Below are 20,665 nucleotides of genomic sequence, written 5' to 3'. Positions count from 1 at the left end.
GGCGGCCGGGTCAGACCCGGGACGCCATCTCCGCCTTGTCGTCGTCCGACTGCTCGGATCCTTCCCCGAGCCGCCGGTTGCGTACCACCGAGGACCAGTACGAGGCCACGATCAGGACGACCCCGACCAGGCCGGTGACCACCTCGCTGACCTCGTACTTGATCGTGACCAGCAGGATGACCGCCAGGGCGCCGATGGCGTAGTGGGCGCCGTGTTCGAGGTAGACGTAGTCGTCCAGGGTGCCCTTGCGGACCAGGAAGACGGTCAGCGACCTGATGTACATCGCGCCGATGCCCAGGCCCAGCGCGATCTGGAAGATGTCGTTGCTGATCGCGAAGGCGCCGACGACGCCGTCGAAGGAGAACGAGGCGTCGATGACCTCCAGGTACAGGAACATGAAGAACGCGGCCTTGCCCGCCAGGCCCGCGGCCCGGGCGGCACCTATCGGCCGCTTCGCCGGGGCGCCGTCCTCGCCGCCGTCCGCCTCGTCCCGGGCGCCTTCCTCGTCCCCGTCCTCGTCCTCGTCCTCCAGCTGCTCCTCGAAGAAGCCGGAGATGCCGCCGACGACGAGGTACGTGACCAGGCCCGCGATCCCGGACAGGAACACGGTCTCGGCCTTGTCCACGTGGCCGTGCAGACCCGCGCCGTGCAGCGGGACCCCGGTGGCGACCGTGGTGCCGGCGATGATCAGGGCGACCAGCGCGACCACCACCGAGAGCATGTCCAGCTTGCCCAGCTTGGCCAGCGGCTTCTCCAGCCAGGACAGCCAGGTGATCTCGCGCTCCTCGAAGATGAAGTCGAGGAAGATCATCAGCAGGAACATCCCGCCGAAGGCCGCGATCGCCGGGTGGGCGTTGGTGACCAGGGTCTCGTACCGGTCGTGGTCGTTGACCGCGACCTTGACCGCTTCCCACGGGCTGAGCTTGGCCGTCACCGCCACGATGATGATCGGGAAGATCAGCCGCATGCCGAAGACGGCGATCAGGACACCGATGGTCAGGAAGATCCGCTGCCAGAACGGGTTGAGCTTGCGCAGGATGCCGGCGTTGACCACCGCGTTGTCGAAGGAGAGCGAGATCTCCAGGACGGCGAGAATCGCGACCAGCGCGAGCCCCTTGCCCTGCCAGAAATAGCCGGCCGCGGCCAGGCCGAGGGCCGTGACGCCCAACGACCAGCCGAATGTTCTCAGGAGCACGTGCTTCCCACCCAATCGTTCATGACCACGGGGTCCCCCGCGCGGTACGCGGCTTTACGAAACGTTGACCCCGAAGTCTAGGGCGATGCCGCGCAGACCGGAGGCGTACCCCTGGCCGACGGCCCGGAACTTCCACTCCCCGCCGTACCGGTACAGCTCGCCGAAGATCATCGCGGTCTCGGTCGAGGCGTCCTCGGTCAGGTCGTAGCGGGCCAGCTCCGACCCGTCGGACTGGTTGACGACACGGATGTAGGCGTCGCTGACCTGGCCGAAAGTCTGCGCCCGGGTGTCGGCGTCGTAGATCGACACCGGGAAGACGATCTTGTCCACCCGGTCCGGGACGGAGGTGAGGTCCACCAGGATCGTCTCGTCGTCGCCCCCGGTACCGCCGACCAGTTCGTCGCCGGTGTGCTCGACGGAGCCCTCCGGGCTCTTGAGGTTGTTGTAGAAGACGAAGTACTCGTCCCCCAGTACCCGGCCGTTCGCGCACAGCAGCGCGCTCGCGTCCAGGTCGAAGTCGGCTCCGGTGGTCGAGCGGGCCCTCCAGCCCAGGCCGATCTGCACCTGGGTGAGATTCGGCGCGGCCTTGGAGAGGGAGACATTGCCTCCCTTGGCGAGCGTGACGCCCATGTGGTTGTGTCCTCCCCGGTTGCTGCTGGCGCGATCGGCGGCCCGATCAGGTGGTGGCGGTCAGGTGGTGGCCGTCAGGTGGTGGCGGTCAGACGTTGACGCCGAAGTCCTGCGCGATGCCGCGCAGGCCCGAGGCGTACCCCTGGCCGATGGCCCGGAACTTCCACTCCCCGCCGTGCCGGTACAGCTCGCCGAAGACCATGGCGGTCTCCGTGGAGGCGTCCTCGGTCAGGTCGTACCGGGCCAGCTCGCGCTGGTCGGCCTGGTTGACGACACGGATGTAGGCGTTGCGCACCTGGCCGAAGCTCTGCTGGCGCGGCTCGGCGTCGTAGATCGAGACCGGGAAGACGATCTTGGCCACCTGCTGCGGCACCGCGGCCAGGTTGACGTTGATCACCTCGTCGTCGCCCTCGCCCTCACCGGTGAGGTTGTCGCCGGTGTGCTCGACCGAGCCGTCGGGGCTCTTGAGGTTGTTGAAGAACACGAAGTGCTGGTCGGACAGGACCTTGCCCTGTTCGTCGGTGAGCAGCGCGCTCGCGTCCAGGTCGAAGTCGGTGCCCGTGGTGGTGCGGGCGTCCCAGCCCAGGCCGACCATGACCGCGGTGAGGTTCGGCGCCTCCTTGGTCAGCGAGACGTTGCCACCCTTGCTGAGGCTGACTCCCACGAGTCCTCTCCCGTCCGTTCGGTGCGGCCGGGCTCCCGCCGGGCCGCGTCGTGTGCTGTACGTGCCGGATCAACGAGCCGAGCTTAGTGACCGGTTCCCTCCGTACGCAGGGCCTGGAGCGCCTTTGCGTACTCATGAAGGTCCCGGGCGTCGGGAAGGCCGTTGACGACGGTCCAGCGGACGGTGCCGCGCCGGTCGACGACGAAGGTGCCGCGCAGCGCGCAGCCCTTGTCCTCGGCGAAGACGCCGTAGGCGCGGGAGGCCGCCCCGTGCGGCCAGAAATCGGACAGCAGCGGGAAGTCCAGGCCCTCGGCGTCGGAGAAGACCCGCAGGGCGTGCATGGAGTCGCAGCTCACCGCCAGCACCTGCGTGCTGTCGTCCTGGAAGGCGGCCAGCTCCGCCTGCACCGCGCGCAGCTCCCCCGTGCACACCCCGGTGAAGGCGAACGGGAAGAACATCAGCACGACGTCCTTCTTCCCGCGGAAATCGGCGAGCCGTACGGTCCGCCCGTGCTGGTCGGGCAGCGCGAAGCCCGGGGCGGGCCGGCCTTCGAGGTCCACGGTCCCTCCGGTCCCTCCGTAGTGGTCTGCGGCTGCCGCCGCGGGGCTCGCCCGGAGCGCCCCCGAAGGGGCGCGGGAACGTCCGGCGGTTCGCCGGGAAACCCGGGGGTGCGGCCCTGGCGGGCCGCGGCGCGCGCCGCGGCCCGGGCACGCTGCGGGCGAGCCCGGGGCGGCCCGGTGAACCGCCGGAGGCTAGCGCTTGCCGGCGCGCGCGGTCTTCGGGGTGACCAGGCGGCTGCCGGTCCAGTCCTTCGCCGCGTTCACGCTGCTGGTCTGGGCCAGCCCCGCGGTCTGCGCCGCCTCGCCGATCTCGCTGGGCTCGACGTGGCCGTCGCGCCCGGTCTTGGGCGTCATCAGCCAGATCGGGGCGCCGGGGTCGACGGTCGACGAAGCGTCGACGAGGGCGTCGGTGAGGTCGCCGTCCTCCTCGCGGAACCACAGCAGGACGGCGTCGGGCACGTCGTCGTACTCCTCATCGACGAGATCCTCGCCCGTGAGCTCCTCGATACCCTCGCGGAGCTCCTGGTCGCAGTCCTCGTCGTACCCGAGCTCCTGGACCACCTGTCCGGGCTCGAAACCAAGCCGGCTCGCCGGGTTGGTCCGCTCCTCCGCGTGGTCCGCGGTCGCGCTCACGCTTTGCCTCCTGTCATGGGAACTCTCTTGGGTCTTCTGGTGCCCGCGACGGTGCGGGCGTATTGGCGGTAGTCCACACGGGCGCGGCGGATCGCGCAAGTACCCGGCGTACGAGACCGCCGAAACGGTGATGATTCGACCGTCTTCCCCGCAACCCGTACCTCCCATGGTGACGCAGATCACTCCGGTTTGCCGGTGTTGTGGACGATTGGCCCCGTGGCGCCGGTGGTGGCACCGGGTGGGCGTAGAGTTCGGGTTCGGCCACGCCGACCGCCATCCCGCCCGCTTCGCGGCCCCAGCGGTTACCGCTCGGTAGAGATGACGTATCGAACACGGCGGTACACGATGGATGCGGCGCGACCCCAGCAGAGCACCTTTCGTTCAGCCTATTCAGTGAAGGAACAGCGTGGCTTCCGGATCCGATCGCAACCCGATCATCATTGGCGGCCTTCCCAGCCAGGTCCCGGACTTCGATCCCGAGGAGACGGCGGAGTGGCTCGACTCGCTCGACGCCGCCATCGACGAGCGCGGCCGGGAGCGAGCCCGTTACCTGATGCTCCGCCTCATCGAGCGGGCCCGCGAGAGGCGTGTCGCGGTCCCCGAGATGCGCAGCAGCGACTACGTCAACACCATCGCGACCAAGGACGAGCCGTTCTTCCCCGGCAACGAGGAGATCGAGCGCAAGATCCTGAACGCGACCCGGTGGAACGCGGCCGTCATGGTCTCGCGCGCGCAGCGCCCCGGCATCGGCGTCGGCGGCCACATCGCGACCTTCGCCTCCTCCGCGTCGCTGTACGACGTGGGCTTCAACCACTTCTTCCGCGGCAAGGACGACGGCACCGGCGGCGACCAGGTCTTCTTCCAGGGCCACGCCTCGCCGGGCATCTACGCCCGCGCGTTCCTGCTCGACCGGCTGAGCGAGGCCCACCTCGACGCCTTCCGGCAGGAGAGGTCCAAGGCCCCCTACGGCCTGTCCAGCTACCCGCACCCGCGGCTGATGCCGGACTTCTGGGAGTTCCCGACCGTCTCCATGGGCCTGGGCCCGATCAGCGCGATCTACCAGGCGCGGATGAACCGCTACATGGAGGCGCGCGGCATCGCCGACACCTCGCGCTCGCACGTGTGGGCGTTCCTCGGCGACGGCGAGATGGACGAGCCCGAGTCGCTGGGCCAGCTCTCCATCGCCGCCCGCGAGGGCCTGGACAACCTGACCTTCGTGGTCAACTGCAACCTGCAGCGGCTGGACGGCCCGGTGCGCGGCAACGGCAAGATCATCCAGGAGCTGGAGTCGCAGTTCCGCGGCGCCGGCTGGAACGTCATCAAGCTGATCTGGGACCGCTCCTGGGACCCGCTGCTGGCCCAGGACCGCGACGGCCTGCTCGTCAACAAGATGAACACCACGCCGGACGGCCAGTTCCAGACGTACGCCACCGAGACCGGCGGCTACATCCGCGAGCACTTCTTCGGCGACGACGTGCGGCTGCGCGCGATGGTAGAGCACCTCACCGACGACCAGATCCTGCACCTGGGGCGCGGCGGCCACGACCACCGCAAGATCTTCGCGGCCTACACCGCGGCGCTGCAGCACAAGGGCCAGCCGACGGTCATCCTGGCCCAGACGATCAAGGGCTGGACGCTCGGCCCCAACTTCGAGGGCCGCAACGCCACCCACCAGATGAAGAAGCTGACGGTCGACGACCTGAAGCGGTTCCGGGACCGGCTGCACCTGCCGATCACCGACCGGCAGCTGGAGGAGGGCTACCCGCCGTACTACCACCCGGGGCGCGACTCCGAGGAGATCCAGTACATGCACGACCACCGCAAGGCCTGCGGTGGCTACGTGCCGACCCGGGTGGTGCGGGCCAAGCCGCTGGCGCTGCCGGGCGACGCCGCCTACGCGACCGCCAAGAAGGGCTCCGGCGCCCAGCAGGTCGCGACCACCATGGCGTTCGTCCGCGTGCTGAAGGACCTCATGCGGGACAAGGAGATCGGCAAGCGGTTCGTGCTGATCGCGCCCGACGAGTACCGCACCTTCGGCATGGACGCGTTCTTCCCGAGCGCCAAGATCTACAACCCGCTGGGCCAGCAGTACGAGTCGGTGGACCGCGAGCTGCTGCTGGCGTACAAGGAGTCGCCGACCGGGCAGATGCTGCACGACGGCATCTCCGAGGCGGGCTGCACGGCCTCGCTGATCGCGGCGGGCTCGGCCTACGCCACGCACGGCGAGCCGCTGATCCCGGTGTACGTCTTCTACTCGATGTTCGGTTTCCAGCGCACCGGTGACCAGTTCTGGCAGATGGGCGACCAGCTCGCGCGCGGTTTCGTCCTGGGCGCGACCGCCGGACGCACGACCCTGACCGGTGAGGGTCTGCAGCACGCCGACGGCCACTCCCAGCTCCTGGCGTCGACCAACCCGGCGTGCGTCGCGTACGACCCGGCGTTCTCGTTCGAGATCGCGCACATCGTCCAGGACGGCCTGCGCCGGATGTACGGCGAGACGGCCGACGGCAGGCCCGGCGAGGACGTCTTCTACTACCTGACCGTCTACAACGAGCCGATCCGGCACCCTGCCGAGCCGGCCGACGTCGACGTCGAGGGCATCGTCAAGGGCATCCACCGCTTCAGGCGCGGCGACGGCGGCTCGATCCCGGCGCAGATCATGGCGTCCGGTGTCGCGGTGCCGTGGGCGCTGGAGGCGCAGCGGATCCTCGCCGAGGAGTGGAACGTACGCGCCGACGTGTGGTCGGCCACCTCGTGGAACGAACTGCGGCGCGACGCCGTCGCGGCGGAGGAGCACAACCTGCTGCACCCGGAGGAGGAGCAGCGCGTCCCGTACGTGACGCGGAAGCTGTCCGGGGCCGAGGGGCCGTTCGTGGCCGTCTCCGACTGGATGCGCTCGGTGCCCGACCAGATCGCCCGCTGGGTGCCCGGCCGCTACGCCTCGCTGGGCGCGGACGGCTTCGGCTTCGCCGACACGCGCGGCGGCGCCCGCCGTTTCTTCCACATCGACGCCCAGTCGATCGTCCTCGGCGTGCTCACCGAACTGGCCCGGGACGGCAAGATCGACCGGTCCGCGCTCAAGCAGGCCGTCGACCGCTACCAGTTGCTCGACGTGGCCGCGGCCGACCCCGGCACCGCGGGTGGCGACGCCTGAGAACGGCTAAGGACGGCTGAGGACGCCTCAGGACGCCTCGGGACGCCTCGGGACGCCTCGGGTGAGCGGCGCACGGGAGCGCCGCGGGCGCTCGCGACAAGGGGCCCCGGCCGGTGCACGGCACCGGCCGGGGCCCCTTCGTACGGCCGGCGGAGCGTATTCCTGGTTTCCGGGTTTCAAAACGTGATCTGAATCACCGTTGCTTCGGCCCGGGCCACGCGTCTTCTAGTGTGTAGGGCGGACACCCCGTCAGCCGACGGCACACGTTCCCGTATACCCGGCCGCTCCGCTTGACCCCGGGACGATTTCGCGAGGCATCTGCGAGTGACCTTTCTTGACGCGCGCCTGAACCCCACGTACCTGAAGACCCTGCTCGCCCTCGCGGTGGTCTTCGTCATGCTCGCCACCACGGGGTGGACGGCGCTGCGGCCCGGCCGCGGCGGGGACGCCCGCACGGTCGCCCTGTCGGCGTGGATGCACGGCTCGATCGGCAGCCGCAGGCTGCCCGACCCGGACGGCGCGGCCGGCACCATCGTCCGCTTCTTCTCCTCCCTCACCGGCGCCCAGCGGCTCCGCCTGGCCGACCGCTACCCGCTGGTGGTGGGCAACCTCAACGGGGCCCCGATCGCGCTGCGCTACCGGGCCAACCGGCTGGCGCTCGCGCACGCCCGGGAGCTGGAGCTGACTCGCGCCACCAGCGACCAGCTCACCCCGGCCGGCCGCCATGACGCGGCCCGGCTGGCCCACCGCTACGACTCGCTGCTCGACCGCGGCCGGCAGATCCTCGCCTTCGACCCGACCGGTTCCGGCCGCGTCGCCGAGGTGCTCGGCGACCTGTCCACCGCCACCCGCGTCGCCATCGTCGTGCCGGGCGTGGACACCGACCTGGTCACCTTCGAGCGCACCTCCAAGGCCTACGCGGCCCCGGTCGGCATGGCCCGCGCGCTGTACGGCGCCGAGCGGGCGGACGCACCCGCCGCCCGCACCGCGGTCATCGCCTGGGCCGACTACACCACGCCCACCGGCGTCGGCCTGGACGCGTCCACCGGGGCGCTCGCCGAGCACGGCGCGACCCGGCTGAAGGCGCTGCTGGCCGCGCTCCCCCGGCACGCCGACGTCGCGCTGTTCTGCCACTCCTACGGGTCGGTGCTGTGCGGGCTCGCCGCGTCCGGCCTGCGGCCCGGCCAGGTCTCGGACATCGCGGTCTTCGGCAGCCCCGGCATGCGCGCCCGGCACGCCTCCGACCTGGGCACGAGCGCGCACATCTGGGCGGCCAGGGACGGCAGCGACTGGATCGGCGACGTGCCCCACCTGGAGTTCGCCGGGCTCGGCCACGGCCAGGACCCGGTGGCCGGCTCCTTCGGCGCCCGCGTGATCAGCGCGGCCGGCGCCAAGGGCCACCCCGGTTACTTCGCCCCCGGCACCACCAGCCTGGCCAACTTCGCCCGGATCGCCCTGGGCGACTACCCGGCGGTGATCTGCCGGCACGGGAACGGCTGTACGGCGGGGCTGGACTGACGCCCGCCGCCGCCGCGGCCCGGCTCCCGCAGCCGCTGTCGTACCCCCGCCCTACCCTGGCGTCATGGTCGGTTTCGAGGAGTACGCGGCGATGGCACTGGCGCTGCCCGGCGCCCACGAGCGGATCACGTGGGGCAGCGAGCACACCTTCCGCGTCGGCGAGAAGATCTTCACGATGGGCGCGCCCGAGGCCGCGCACGTGTCGCTGAAGGCGTCCCGCGAGGACCAGAGCGAGCTGCTGGCCGCCGACCCGGACACCTTCTCGGTGGCGCCCTACGTGGGCCGCTTCGGCTGGGTCCGGGTGGCCCTGGCCACCGTCGACCCCGGCGAGCTGTCCGAGCTGGTCACCGAGGCGTGGCGGCGCACCGCCCCCAAGAGGTCGGTACGGGCGTTCGACGACGCGCGTAGCGCATCCCCCGCCCACCGGGGTGACACGCCCTAAGCTGACCCTTATGGGTGAGGTGCTGGCCGGGAGCAACGCCGTGTGGGAGTTCGAACCCGACGCCGTGGTGATCCGGTACAGCCGAAGTGTGCGCGGCTCCCGGCTGCTTCAGGTGCTCGGCGAGGTCGTCGTGCCGCACACGGCCCTGCGCGACGTCGAGTTGGTCGAAGGGCGCCGCGGCACGGCGGTCCTGCGGGCGGTGCCGTGGCCCGGCGCCGATCCGCTGATCGACGCGGCGGACGGGCAGTTGCGGGAGACGGCCGACCCGTACCGGCTGGTGCTGCCGGAGCAGAACCGGGTGCTCGGCGAGTTCTACCGGGACGAACTGCGGGCCGCGGTCGAGGCGGCGGGCCGCACCGGGCCGCCGGAGCGCTACCTGGTGGCCGCCCCATCGGTGCCGCGCTCGTTCAAGGCGTACGACGCGAAGGCCTTCTTCGACGGGCGCACGGTGACCTTCCGGTGGTTCTGGACGGGCGCGTCCACCGCCAAGTGGAAGGCCGGCGACCAGACCTTCCCGGTGGAGTCGCTGGCAGGCGTCGACTGGCGCTCCCCCGAGCTGGCCCACGGCCACCTGCGGCTGCTCCGGAAGCGGCCGGGCTCCCCCGGCGAGGCCCCCGCGGACCCGCCCGTCGTGGCCGACCAGGACCCGGCGGCGGTGGTGCTCGGCCTCGGCTACGGGCCGGTGCACGAGTCGCTGCCGTTCGCCGCCGCGGTCCTCGCGGCGATCCGCGCCCGCGGCCCGGCCGCCTGAGCGGCGGCCGGGCACGGGCGTCCGCGCCCCCGTACCGCCTACTCGCGGGAGGTGGACGTCCCGCGCATGTCGGGGTAGCGGTCGCCCGCGACGGCGGCGGCGATCGGGTCCAGCCATTCGAGTTCGAGCTCGTTCAGGGTGAGCCGGGAGGCCGCGGTGTTCTCGCGGACCCGCTCGGCCCGGCGCGTGCCGGGGATGGGCACGACCGGCAGGCCGTGGACGCGGGCCCGCTCGTGCACCCAGGCCAGGGCGATCTGGCCGAGGGTGGCGCCGTGCGCCTTGGCCGCCTTGCGGACGGGGTCCAGGAGATCGGCGTTGCGGCGGGCGTTGTCCCCGGAGAAGCGGGGCTGCGCCCGCCGGAAGTCGCCCGGGGACAGTTCGCGGGAGGCGTCCTGGAAGGCGCCGGTCAGGAAGCCCCGGCCCAGCGGCGAGTACGGCACCACGGCGATGCCCAGCTCGGCGGCCGCGCCGACCGCGGAGATCTCGACGTCCCGGCTGAACAGCGACCACTCGGACTGCACCGCCGTGATGGGGTGCACCGCGTGGGCCTCGCGGATCTCCGCGCCGGTGACCTCGGACAGGCCGAGGTGGCGGACCTTGCCCTCGGCGACGAGCTGCGCCATGGCGCCCACGGACTCACTCAGCGGCACCTCGGGGTCCCTGCGGTGCATGTAGTACAGGTCGATCACGTCGGTGCCCAGCCGCTTCAGGCTCGCCTCGACGGCCCGGCGGATGTGCACCGGGTCGTTGCTGATGCCCCGCCACGAGGGGTCCTCGGCCCGGCGCAGGATGCCGAACTTGGTGGCCAGTGTGATCTCGTCGCGGTGCGCGCGGACGAAGGGGGCGAGGAACTCCTCGTTGGCACCGATCCCGTACACGTCGGCGGTGTCGAACAGGGTCACACCCAGGTCGAGCGCGGTCTCCAGGGTCTCGCGCGCGGCGGCCGCGTCCGTGGCCCCGTAGAACTCGCTCATGCCCATGCAGCCGAGGCCCTGGACGCCGACGAGCGGGCCGTCGGTGCCGAGCCGGGTGGTGCCGATCTTCTCGTTGTCGCCCGCCATCAGGCGCCTGTCCTTTCCTGGGCGCGCGCGGCGCCCGCGTACGTACTGATCTTTCCGTCGAGGACCGTCAGCGTTTCCTGGAGCTCGGCGATCCGCCGCGCCACGTCGACCCGGGTCGCCTCCAGCAGCGCCCTGCGCTCGGGGAACGTGTGGTCGCCCGCCCGCACCAGCTCCGCGTACGTCACCATGTCGGCGACCGGCATGCCGGTCAGCCGCAGCTTGCCGACGAAGTCCAGCCAGTCCAGGTCGCGGTTGGTGAACCGGCGCTGGCCGGTGTGCGAGCGGTCGACGTGCGGCATCAGGCCGATCCGCTCGTACCAGCGCAGCGTGTGCGCGCTCAGGCCGGTGAAGGCCGCGACCTCGCTGATGGTGTACTGGTCCCGCCCGTGGGGCCGGGGGTGGACCACGACGTCCTCGCAACTGCGCGTCCTGCTGGGCTTGCTGCGCGCCGCGCCGATGCCGCGACCCGCCGCTTCCTGGGTGCTCTGTGCCATCCTCGCGACCGTCATGGCCACCACGCTAAAACCTTGGAGTGCACTCCAGGCAAGGGCGTCCCGCGGACCGGGCGGACCGGGCCCGGCCGGGCCGCCGCGCGGCGCGGATAGGCTCGGGCGTGTGGAGAGCCTCGGGTTGATCAGGACATGGCCGGTGCCGAACGCGGCGGCGGGAGTGGTGCGGCAGGGCGGCTCCGTCGCCGGGACGTACGGGGAGGTGGACCGCCCCTTCCCGCTGGCGTCGGTGACCAAGCCGCTGTCGGCGTACGCGGTGCTGGTCGGGTACGAGGAGGGCGTCTTCGAACTGGACGACCCGGCGGGCCCCGAGGGCTCGACCGTGCGGCACCTGCTGGCGCACGCCTCCGGGCTGGCCTTCGACGAGCACCGGGTGGTGGCCGCGCCCGGCACCCGCCGGCTGTACTCGAACTCCGGCTTCGAGGTGCTGGGCGAGACCCTGGCGAAGGCGGCGGGCATGCCGTTCGGCGAGTACCTGCGGCAGGCGGTGCTGGAGCCGCTGGGCATGACCGGCACCTCGCTGCCCGGCTCGCCCGCGGCGGGCGGCGTGTCGACGGTGGCGGACCTGCTGCGGTTCGCCGCCGAACTGCAGGCGCCGCGGCTGCTGCACCCCTCCACGGTGGCCGCGGCGACCTCGGTGGCCTTCCCCGGGCTGAAGGGAGTCCTGCCGGGCTACGGCTCGCAGAACCCCAACGACTGGGGCCTGGGCTTCGAGATCCGCGCCGCCAAGTCCCCGCACTGGACGGGCGCCGGCTCCTCCCCCGCGACGTTCGGCCACTTCGGCCAGTCGGGCACCTATCTGTGGGTGGACCCGGTCGCCGGCGCGGCCTGCGCGGTGCTGACCGACCGCGACTTCGGCGAGTGGGCGCACCCGCGCTGGCCGGAGCTGACGGACGCGGTCCTGGCCGAGCTGCGGGCCGGCTGACCTGGCGCGGCCCGGCCCGAGGGTCGGCCGGTCGAGGGAGGGCCGCGCGGCCCCGACGTCAGCCGAACCGGCGCCGACGTCACCCGTACGAGGGCTCGCCGCTCATCGCCCACACCAGGTACTCGGCGTCCTCGCCCGCCTCGGCCCGCACCCGCGGCTCCCCGGTGATCCGCGCCGCGTCGCCGGGCGCCAGGCCGTGGCCGTCCAGCCGGACCCGGCCGCGTACGACGTGGACGTACACGTACGGCGAGGCGGGCAGGTCCCCGCTCTCGCGCAGCACCAGCAGCCGCGCTCCCGGCTGGCCGGGCGGGACGAAACGGGTGCCGGACCGCACCGTGTGGGCCGGGTCGGTGCCGAAGGCCGCCGGGTGCAGCCACATCTGGAGGAAGGTGACCGGGGCCGGGCCCGTGTTGCGCTCGGTGTGGCGCACTCCGCGGCCCGCGCTGAGCAGTCCCGCGTGCCCCGGGCGCACCACCGCGGTGTGCCCGGTGGAGTCGCGGTGCTCCAGCTCGCCCTCCACCACCCAGGTGACGATCTCCGTGTCCCGGTGCGCGTGTTCCGCGAATCCCGCTCCCGGGGCGAGACGCTCCTCGTTGCAGGCGAGAAGGAGGCCGAACCGTAGATTGGTGGGGTCGTAGTGCGCGCCGAACGAGAACGCATGCCGGCTCTCGATGCCCGCCTCGGGCTCACCGCCGCGAGCCCGGTCCCCGCCACGCCGTACGTCGATCACCGGGCCACCGTACCGGCACCGCCCGGCTGGGCGTGGCGCGAGACGCCGGCCTTATTCGCACCCGCGCACCGCGCGGCGGCCGTGATGAGGCAGGCTAGTGCCGTGGCCGAACCCTCGCGATCCCCGCATCCGCCCGCCGCGAACGGCCGTGGCGACCGTTCCGCGACACTGCGCCGGCTGGAGAAGTCGGCGGGCCGGCTGGCCGCGCACGCGATCGCGCGGATGGACGAGCAGTTGCCGTGGTACCGGGCGATGCCGCCGGAGAACCGCTCCTGGATCGGCCTGGTGGCGCAGGCGGGCATCGCCGCCTTCACCGAGTGGTTCCGGCGCCCCGAGGCGCCGCAGGCGATCAGCACCGACGTGTTCGGCACGGCGCCGCGCGAGCTGACCAGGGCGATCTCGCTGCGGCAGACCGTGGAGATGGTCCGCACCACCATCGAGGTGATGGAGGCGGCCATCGACGAGGTGGCGGCGCCGGGTGACGAATCGGTCCTGCGCGAGGCGCTGCTCGTCTACGCCCGCGAGATCGCCTTCGCCACCGCGCAGGTGTACGCGCAGGCCGCCGAGGCCCGCGGCGCCTGGGACGCCCGGCTGGAGTCGCTGGTGGTCAACGCGGTGCTGTCCGGCGAGGCCGACGAGGGCGTGCTGTCCCGCGCCGCCGCCCTGGGCTGGAACTCGCCGGACAAGATCGTGGTGGTGCTGGGCACCGCGCCCAACGGCGACAGCGAGCTGACCGTCGATGCGATCCGCCGCGCCTCCCGCCACGCCAAGCTCCAGGTGCTCACCGGGGTGCTCGGCGAGCGCCTGGTCGTCATCGCGGGCGGCGACGGCGATCCGCTGCGGGTCGCCAAGGCGCTGATCGGGCCGTTCGCGCCGGGCCCCGTCGTGGCCGGGCCGGTGGTCGGCGACCTGCTGTCGGCGACGCGCTCGGCCCAGGCCGCGGCGGCCGGGCTGAAGGCGTGCGCGGCCTGGCCCGACGCGCCCAGGCCCGTCATGTCGGACGACCTGCTGCCGGAGCGCGCGATGGCGGGAGACCGTTACGCGCGCGAGCAGTTGGTGGAGGAGATCTACAGGCCGCTCGAAGAGGCAGGCTCCGCGCTGCTGGAAACGCTGAGTGTCTACCTGGAGCAGGCCTCGTCCCTCGAAGGGGCGGCGCGGATGCTGTTCGTGCACCCCAACACGGTGCGCTACCGGCTGCGACGTGTGACGGACGTCACCGGATGGTCACCCTCCGATGTACGATCCGCTTTCACGCTGCGCATCGCGCTCATCCTGGGTCGACTGTCCGATTCGGACCGCTCGCCCTGAGTTTTTGTTGGACACCCACAAATCGCCTGACAGTTCTTGGTCCCTGTCCCCACGGGCGGTCACCGCCGCCCGCGAGAGAGAGTGTGAAGGTGCTCGTACTCGTCGCTCCCGGCCAGGGCGCTCAGACGCCCGGCTTCCTGACTCCCTGGCTCGAACTGCCCGGTGCGGCCGACCGCATCGAGGACTGGTCGGCCGCGGCCGGACTGGATCTCGCCCACTTCGGCACGAAGGCCGACGCGGACGCCGTCCGCGACACCAAGGTGGCCCAGCCGCTGCTGGTCGCGGCCGGGCTGCTGTCCGCCGGCGAACTGCTGTCCTCGGTCGCGCCGGACGCCGGCCCCGACGTGGTGGCCGGGCACAGCGTCGGCGAGATCACCGCGGCCGTCCTGGCCGGGGTGCTCCAGGCGCGCGACGCCATGACCTTCGTGGCCGCCCGCGGCCGGGCCATGGCCGAGGCGGCCGCGGTCACCGAGACCGGCATGTCCGCGGTACTCGGCGGCGACCCGGACGAGGTGGCGGCCCACTTGGAGCGGCTCGGGCTGACCCCGGCGAACGTGAACGGGGCCGGGCAGGTCGTCGCCGCGGGCACCGCCGAGCAACTGGCCGCGCTCGCCGCGGACAAGCCGGACAAGGCCCGCGTGGTGGCGCTGAAGGTGGCCGGGGCGTTCCACACCGCGCACATGGCGCCCGCCGTGGCGACGCTGGAGGCGCTGGCACCGTCGCTGGCGGTCTCCGACCCGAAACTGCCGTATGTGTCCAACAGCGACGGGCAGGTGGTCAGTGCGGGCACCGAAGTGGTGCGCCGGCTGGTCGCCCAGGTGTCCAACCCGGTGCGCTGGGACCTGTGCATGGAGACGTTCAAGGCGCGTGGCGTCACCGCGATGATCGAGGTGTCGCCCGGCGGCACGCTGGTCGGTCTGGCCAAGCGGGCGCTGCCCGGGGTACGGACGGTGGCGCTCAAGACGCCCGACGACCTCGACGCGGCGCGCGCCCTGGTGGCGGAGGTCGGCGAGGCCGGCACCGCGCAAGCCGAAGCCGAATAGGAGCTCGTGAGCGGGATGACAGCGAAGATCAGGCCAAGCAAGGGCGCGCCGTACGCGAGGATCCTCGGCGTCGGCGGATACCGGCCGACCCGGGTGGTGCCCAACGAGGTGATCCTGGAGCACATCGACTCCAGTGACGAGTGGATCAGGTCCCGTTCCGGCATCGCCTCGCGGCACTGGGCGGGCCCGGAGGAGACCGTCGCCGAGATGTCGCTCGCCGCGGCGGGCAAGGCGATCGCCGACGCCGGGATCGCGCCCTCGGAGATCGAGGCCGTGGTCGTGGCGACCGTCTCGCACTTCAAGCAGACGCCGGCCGTCGCCACCGACATCGCCCACCGGATCGGCGCGGGCACGCCGGCCGCCTTCGACATCTCGGCGGGCTGCGCGGGCTTCACCTACGGCCTGACGCTGGCCAAGAGCATGATCGTGGACGGCAGCGCGAGCATCGTGTTGGTGATCGGCGTGGAGCGGCTCAGTGACCTGACGGACAAGGAGGACCGCTCGACGGCCTTCCTGTTCGGCGACGGCGCCGGTGCGGTGATCGTCGGCCCGTCCGCCGAGCCGGCCATCGGCCCGACCGTGTGGGGCTCCGAGGGCGACAAGTCCGAGACCATCAAGCAGACCGTGTCCTGGGACGCCTACCGCGACGCCGCCCCCGGCGAGGTCCGCTTCCCGGCGATCACCCAGGAGGGCCAGTCGGTCTTCCGCTGGGCGGTCTTCGAGATGGCCAAGGTCGCCCAGGAGGCGCTGGACGCCGCCGGCATCACGGCCGAGGAACTCGACGTCTTCATCCCGCACCAGGCGAACATGCGGATCATCGACTCGATAACGAAGACCCTCAAACTGCCGGACCACGTGGCGATCGCCCGTGACGTGGAGACGACCGGGAACACCTCCGCGGCGTCCATCCCGCTGGCGATGGAGCGGCTGCTCGCCACCGGCCAGGCCAAGAGCGGGGACACCGCGCTGGTCATCGGCTTCGGGGCGGGTCTGGTGTACGCGGCGACGGTCGTTACGCTCCCCTAGGCAGTGCCCCGCACTCGGTACCCGTACCGCGACGCGGCGCACGGCGTTACCACCCGCAACACCGATACCGATATGAAGAACCACCACCGACAAGGAGCGCCGCAGATGGCCACTCAGGAAGAGATCGTCGCCGGTCTCGCCGACATCGTGAACGAGATCGCCGGTATCCCCACCGAGGACGTGAAGCTGGACAAGTCCTTCACCGACGACCTGGACGTCGACTCGCTGTCGATGGTCGAGGTCGTGGTGGCGGCCGAGGAGCAGTTCAACGTGAAGATCCCGGACGACGACGTCAAGAACCTCAAGACGGTGGGCGACGCGGTCGACTACATCCTCAAGGCCCAGCAGCCCGCCTGATCCGCGGCTGCCCCGGCTGTGCCGGACCGCCCGGTCCGTCGGGCAGTCCGTTCGTACCATCCCGGACGACGCGCCTGTCGCCCGCCCTTCTAGACGTGGAGAGACAATCCCTGTGAGCCCGACCAATCGCACCGTGGTCGTCACCGGTATCGGAGCAACCACACCGCTGGGTGGCGACAGCGCGTCGACCTGGGAAGCCCTGACCGCCGGGCGCTCCGGCGTACGGCTCCTCGACGAGGAGTGGGCCGCCACGCTGCCGGTGCGGATCGCCGCCCGGATCGCCGTGGAGCCCGGCGAGGTCATTCCGCGTCCGCAGGCCCGCAAGCTCGACCGCAGCGCCCAGTTCGCGCTCATCGCGGCCAGGGAGGCATGGGCGGACGCGGGCTTCACCGCGAAGGCGGGCGAGGACCCGTCGGTCGACCCCGACCGGCTCGGCGCGGTGATGGCCTCCGGCATCGGCGGCCTGACCACGCTGCTCGCCCAGTACGACATCCTGCGGGAGCAGGGCTTCCGCAAGGTGTCCCCGCACACCGTGCCGATGCTGATGCCCAACAGCCCGTCGGCGAACGTCAGCATCGACGTCAACGCCCGGGCCGGCACCCACACCCCGGTCAGCGCCTGCGCGTCCGGCGCCGAGGCGATCGGCTACGGCATCGAGATGATCCGCACCGGCCGCGCCGACGTGGTGGTCGCCGGCGGTACGGAGGCGGTCATCCACGCGCTGCCCATCGCGGCGTTCGGCAACATGATGGCGATGTCCAAGAACAACGACGACCCGCAGGGCGCGTCGCGGCCCTTCGACGCCGGCCGGGACGGCTTCGTGATGGGCGAGGGCGCGGGTGTGGTCATCCTGGAGTCGGCCGAGCACGCGGCCGCTCGCGGCGCCCGGGTGTACTGCGAGGCGGTCGGCCAGGGCATCTCGTCCGACGCGCATCACATCACGCAGCCGGAGCCGACCGGTCGCGGCATCGCGGCCGCCCTCCAGCACCTGATGGACACCTCCGACCTCAAGCCCGCGGAGATCGCGCACGTCAACGCGCACGCCACCTCCACCCCACAGGGCGACATCGCGGAGATCAAGGCGCTGCGGCAGGTCTTCGGGCACGACGTGGACCACATGGCGGTCTCCGCCACGAAGTCGATGACCGGCCACCTCCTCGGCGGCGCGGGCGGCATCGAGACGGTGGCCACCGTGCTCGCGCTCCACCACCGGCTCGCCCCGCCGACGATCAACCTCGCCCGGCAGGACCCGGACGCCGACGCCGACATCGTCGGCGACAAGCCCAGGCCGCTGCCCGAGGGCACGATCGTCGCGCTCAACGACTCCTTCGGCTTCGGCGGCCACAACGTGGTCCTGGCGTTCCGCACGATCGGCTGAGCCGCGCGAGCTGCTCCCGTGCCGGGCGGCACGCGAGGGGCGCGGGAACCTTCCGGGTTCCCGCGCCCCTCTGTCGTCAGGCGCCCCTCGGTCGTCCGGCGCCCCTCGGTCGTCCGGGCCCTCACCCGTCCGGGCGGGCCCCGGACGCCGTCACCCGCCGTCGAAGCTGGCGAAGTAGCTGGCCGCCATGTCCTCGCCGCCGTGGCCCTGGGCGGCTGCGCGGCGGAAGCGCTCGGCGCCGGCGGCCGCGAGGTCGAGGCGGACCCCGGCGCTCTCGCCCGCCGCCACGATGAGGCGCGCGTCCTTCAAGGCCGCGTCCACCGTGAAGCTCGGGGCGAAGTCGCGGCCGCGGATGGCGGCGCCCTTCATGCGCAGGTACGGCAGGTCCAGCGCGCCGCCGTCGAGCGCCTCGTAGAAGCGGTCCGGGTCGACGTCCAGCCCCTCGGCCAGCGCCATCGCCTCGCCGGTGGCGTGCGTGACCGCCAGCACCCAGCCGTTGAGCACCAGTTTGAGCCGGCTGGCCGGCCCGTCGGTGCCGTCCTCGCCGAGCCACATGGTCTTCGCGCCGATCGCGTCGAAGAGCGGCTGGGCGACCGGGCGGGCGGCGGCGGGGCCCGCGGCCAGGACGGTGAGGTTCCCGGAGTCGGCGACGGCCTTGGTGCCCAGGACGGGCGAGTCGAGGAACAGCAGACCGTGTTCGCGGGCGAAGGCGGCGAGCGAGCCCAGCGCCTCGGGCCCGACCGTGCTGGTCTGCGCCCAGACGGCGCCTTCCCGCAGCCCCGGGGCCGCGGCCTCCATCACCTGGAGCACGCTGGGGCCGTCGAGCAGCATGGTGATCACGGCGTCGGCGTCCCGTACGGCGTCGGCGGCCTCGTCGGCGATCGTGACGCCGTGCCCGGCCAGCGGCTGGGCACGGGCCTTCGTACGGTTCCAGGCGCGGACCCGGTGGCCGGCGGCGGCGAGGTTGCGGGCCATGCCGGCGCCCATGATGCCGGTGCCGAGGAGCGCGACGGTCAGCGGAGTCGTGGTGGCGGAAGTCATACCCGCAGGCTATGCGTGCCCGCGGCGCTCACACCACCTGGTGCAGCCAGCGCACGGGCGCGCCCTCGCCCGCGTAGCGGAACGGCTCCAGCTCGTCGTCCCAGGGCTTGCCCAGCAGCCGGTCGAGTTCGGCCTCCAGGTCGGCCTCGCCCTTGCGGGCGCGCAGCATGGCGGCGCGCAGCCGGTCCTCGGGGATGAGGATGTCGCCGTGCATGCCGATGACGGCGTGGAAGATGCCCAGTTCGGGAGTGGCGCTGTAGCGCTCGCCCTCGGCGGTGGCGCAGGGCTCCGCGGTGACCTCGAAGCGCAGCAGGTGCCAGCCGCGCAGTGCCGAGGCGAGCTTGGAGGCGGTGCCGGGCTCGCCCTGCCAGGAGAACTCGGCCCGCCACGTGCCGGGGGCGGCCGGCTGGCGGATCCAGTCCAGTGTCACGCGCACGCCGAGGACGCCCGCGACGGCCCATTCGACATGCGGGCAGAGCGCGCGCGGCGCGGCGTGCACGTACAGAACTCCACGTGTCGTCACCGGTACCTCCAGTGTGGGACGAGGTTCGCCTTCCCCAGCGGCCTCACCCGTGAGCTGGTAGAACCAGGGGCAACATTCAGCATTCTGCAGTATTCATCTCAAGTGGGTCAAACAGGACAAGGAACACATTTGACGCGTGGTCAGTGTGGCCTCCCGTCAGTTTCCGCGGGTGTCAGGCTAAAAGCTACCGTGCGGCGTCTTCGGGGGAGTGGCGTACGGTCGGGCTGACGGCAGATGTCACCCACTCGTCGGAGGGAAGCACCGAATGCGACAGCTACTGCGCCGCGGCCTCGTGCTGACCGTGGGCGCCGCTCTCCTGGCCGGTTGCGGCCTGGCCGGGTCGCCGCCGGACGGCGGGCGGGCGACGGCCGGCGGGCACGTCGGGCACTCCGCGGACGGCCGGCGGCGGGCCGCGCCGAAAGCCCCGAAACCCCCGAAAGTGGTCAGGCCGACGCGCCCGTGGAACGTCCACCCCGGTTCCGTGGTCGCGCTCGGCGACTCCATCACCCGCGGCTTCAACGCCTGCGACCCGCTGGCCGACTGCCCCGAGGTGTCCTGGGCGACCGGGTCCCGGGGGAAGATCGGCAGCCTCGCGCAGCACCTGGTGGCCGGCGCGCCGGCCACCCGCAGCTGGAACCTCGCCGAGACCGGCGCGCGCGTCGCCGACCTGCCCGCCCAGGCGCGCGCGGCCGCCGTGCACAAGCCGGCCATGGTCACGGTGCTCATCGGGGCGAACGACGCCTGCGCGGCGGACACGGACGGCATGACGTCGGTCGCCGGCTTCCGGTCCGCCTTCGGGACCACGATGGCGTATCTGCACAAGGTGCTGCCCGGCACCCAGGTGCTGGTGGCCAGCATCCCCGACCTGCTGCGGCTGTACTCGGTCGGGGTGACCGACCCGCTGGAGAAGCAGCTGTGGCGGCTGGGGCTGTGCCCCTCGATGCTCGGCGACCCCGACTCGCACACCGCGTCCGCCGAGCACCGCCGCACCGAGGTGCGCGACCGGGTGGTGGCGTACAACACGGTGCTCCGCCAGGTGTGCGCGGCCTACACACGCTGCCGGTACGACGGCGGCGCCGTCTTCGGCTACCGGTTCACCGCCGACGAGCTGAGCAGGTGGGACTGGTTCCACCCCAACCAGAAGGGGCAGACCGAACTGGCCCGCATCCTGTCGGCGGTGGCGTTCGGCCCGGACCCCTCGTAAACGTCCCCGGCGC

General features: G+C 72.2%; 21 protein-coding genes. 11 read left to right on the top strand and 10 right to left on the bottom strand.

The features are described 5' to 3' along the window. Nucleotides 1–10 precede the first annotated feature (10 nt). The 5 genes from K7G61_RS26575 to K7G61_RS26555 form a co-directional block, all read right to left on the bottom strand. Nucleotides 11–1,195: a DUF475 domain-containing protein gene (locus K7G61_RS26575; protein WP_225849522.1), complete on the bottom strand. Its 1,185-nt coding sequence runs from the start codon at nt 1,193–1,195 to the stop codon at nt 11–13. A 54-nt stretch (nt 1,196–1,249) separates the two neighbouring features. Further along, nucleotides 1,250–1,825 (bottom strand): TerD family protein, encoded by a 576-nt coding sequence (locus K7G61_RS26570; protein ID WP_225849521.1) that lies wholly within the window; start codon nt 1,823–1,825, stop codon nt 1,250–1,252. Between the two features lie 88 nt (nt 1,826–1,913). Further along, entirely contained in the window at nt 1,914–2,489 is a 576-nt protein-coding gene (locus tag K7G61_RS26565; RefSeq protein WP_225849520.1) for a TerD family protein, read from the bottom strand. 83 nt (nt 2,490–2,572) lie between these two features. After that, entirely contained in the window at nt 2,573–3,049 is a 477-nt protein-coding gene (locus K7G61_RS26560) for a peroxiredoxin (protein ID WP_225849519.1), read from the bottom strand. Nucleotides 3,050–3,241: 192 nt separating this feature from the next. Beyond that, nucleotides 3,242–3,682, bottom strand: coding sequence for a DUF3052 domain-containing protein (locus K7G61_RS26555; protein ID WP_225849518.1), 441 nt, complete (start codon nt 3,680–3,682; stop codon nt 3,242–3,244). A 406-nt stretch (nt 3,683–4,088) separates the two neighbouring features. On the opposite strand from K7G61_RS26555, the gene aceE reads away from it, so the two are divergent. The 4 genes from aceE to K7G61_RS26535 all read left to right on the top strand — a co-directional run bounded on the left by aceE (nt 4,089) and on the right by K7G61_RS26535 (nt 9,547). Beyond that, the gene (aceE, locus tag K7G61_RS26550; RefSeq protein ID WP_225849517.1) at nt 4,089–6,836 is read left to right on the top strand and encodes a pyruvate dehydrogenase (acetyl-transferring), homodimeric type; all 2,748 of its coding nucleotides are present in this window, start codon (nt 4,089–4,091) and stop codon (nt 6,834–6,836) included. 324 nt (nt 6,837–7,160) lie between these two features. Then, the gene (locus K7G61_RS26545; protein ID WP_225849516.1) at nt 7,161–8,354 is read left to right on the top strand and encodes an alpha/beta hydrolase; all 1,194 of its coding nucleotides are present in this window, start codon (nt 7,161–7,163) and stop codon (nt 8,352–8,354) included. Nucleotides 8,355–8,418: 64 nt separating this feature from the next. Continuing rightward, on the top strand, nt 8,419–8,796 hold the full coding sequence (locus K7G61_RS26540) for an MmcQ/YjbR family DNA-binding protein (protein WP_225849515.1): 378 nt from the start codon (nt 8,419–8,421) through the stop codon (nt 8,794–8,796). A gap of 10 nt (nt 8,797–8,806) precedes the next feature. Next, nucleotides 8,807–9,547, top strand: a complete 741-nt coding sequence (locus K7G61_RS26535; RefSeq protein ID WP_308190710.1) for a DUF4429 domain-containing protein — start codon at nt 8,807–8,809, stop codon at nt 9,545–9,547. Nucleotides 9,548–9,585: 38 nt separating this feature from the next. On the opposite strand, the gene K7G61_RS26530 is transcribed toward K7G61_RS26535, so the two are convergent. Then, complete coding sequence (locus K7G61_RS26530) at nt 9,586–10,608, bottom strand: aldo/keto reductase (protein WP_225849514.1); 1,023 nt, start codon at nt 10,606–10,608, stop codon at nt 9,586–9,588. Further along, nucleotides 10,608–11,102: a MerR family transcriptional regulator gene (locus K7G61_RS26525; protein ID WP_225849513.1), complete on the bottom strand. Its 495-nt coding sequence runs from the start codon at nt 11,100–11,102 to the stop codon at nt 10,608–10,610. Before K7G61_RS26525 ends, K7G61_RS26530 begins: the two co-directional genes overlap by 1 nt. A 121-nt stretch (nt 11,103–11,223) precedes the next feature. On the opposite strand from K7G61_RS26525, the gene K7G61_RS26520 reads away from it, so the two are divergent. After that, nucleotides 11,224–12,042 carry a serine hydrolase gene (locus tag K7G61_RS26520; protein ID WP_225849512.1) on the top strand — a complete coding sequence of 273 codons (819 nt, stop codon included), beginning with the start codon at nt 11,224–11,226 and terminating at the stop codon, nt 12,040–12,042. A 79-nt stretch (nt 12,043–12,121) separates the two neighbouring features. On the opposite strand, the gene K7G61_RS26515 is transcribed toward K7G61_RS26520, so the two are convergent. Beyond that, nucleotides 12,122–12,772 (bottom strand): pirin family protein, encoded by a 651-nt coding sequence (locus tag K7G61_RS26515; protein ID WP_225849511.1) that lies wholly within the window; start codon nt 12,770–12,772, stop codon nt 12,122–12,124. Between the two features lie 102 nt (nt 12,773–12,874). Between K7G61_RS26515 and K7G61_RS26510 the strand changes: the two genes are divergently transcribed. The 5 genes from K7G61_RS26510 (at nt 12,875) to fabF (ending at nt 17,884) form a co-directional block, all read left to right on the top strand. Then, a complete protein-coding gene (locus K7G61_RS26510; protein ID WP_225849510.1) occupies nt 12,875–14,080 on the top strand; it encodes a CdaR family transcriptional regulator in 1,206 nt (401 codons plus the stop codon). An 89-nt stretch (nt 14,081–14,169) separates the two neighbouring features. Beyond that, entirely contained in the window at nt 14,170–15,123 is a 954-nt protein-coding gene (locus tag K7G61_RS26505; protein WP_225849509.1) for an ACP S-malonyltransferase, read from the top strand. 15 nt (nt 15,124–15,138) lie between these two features. Further along, entirely contained in the window at nt 15,139–16,149 is a 1,011-nt protein-coding gene (locus K7G61_RS26500) for a ketoacyl-ACP synthase III (RefSeq protein ID WP_225849508.1), read from the top strand. A 105-nt stretch (nt 16,150–16,254) separates the two neighbouring features. Then, nucleotides 16,255–16,506, top strand: a complete 252-nt coding sequence (locus K7G61_RS26495; RefSeq protein ID WP_225849507.1) for an acyl carrier protein — start codon at nt 16,255–16,257, stop codon at nt 16,504–16,506. A 112-nt stretch (nt 16,507–16,618) separates the two neighbouring features. Continuing rightward, complete coding sequence (gene fabF, locus K7G61_RS26490; RefSeq protein ID WP_225849506.1) at nt 16,619–17,884, top strand: beta-ketoacyl-ACP synthase II; 1,266 nt, start codon at nt 16,619–16,621, stop codon at nt 17,882–17,884. Nucleotides 17,885–18,034: 150 nt separating this feature from the next. Here the strand turns inward: fabF and K7G61_RS26485 are convergent, their stop codons facing one another. Together K7G61_RS26485 and K7G61_RS26480 are read right to left on the bottom strand one after the other, a co-directional pair. Then, nucleotides 18,035–18,925 carry an NAD(P)-dependent oxidoreductase gene (locus K7G61_RS26485; protein ID WP_225849505.1) on the bottom strand — a complete coding sequence of 297 codons (891 nt, stop codon included), beginning with the start codon at nt 18,923–18,925 and terminating at the stop codon, nt 18,035–18,037. 28 nt (nt 18,926–18,953) lie between these two features. After that, nucleotides 18,954–19,448 (bottom strand): DUF3145 domain-containing protein, encoded by a 495-nt coding sequence (locus tag K7G61_RS26480; protein ID WP_225849504.1) that lies wholly within the window; start codon nt 19,446–19,448, stop codon nt 18,954–18,956. 265 nt (nt 19,449–19,713) lie between these two features. Here K7G61_RS26480 and K7G61_RS26475 point away from each other — a divergent pair, with 265 nt between their 5' ends. Beyond that, nucleotides 19,714–20,652 carry an SGNH/GDSL hydrolase family protein gene (locus K7G61_RS26475; protein ID WP_225849503.1) on the top strand — a complete coding sequence of 313 codons (939 nt, stop codon included), beginning with the start codon at nt 19,714–19,716 and terminating at the stop codon, nt 20,650–20,652. Nucleotides 20,653–20,665: the final 13 nt, after the last annotated feature.

It is taken from the genome of Streptomyces sp. HPF1205 (assembly GCF_020400825.1).
Lineage (GTDB): Bacteria > Actinomycetota > Actinomycetes > Streptomycetales > Streptomycetaceae > Actinacidiphila.
This window is presented reverse-complemented; position numbering and strand designations above follow the sequence as displayed.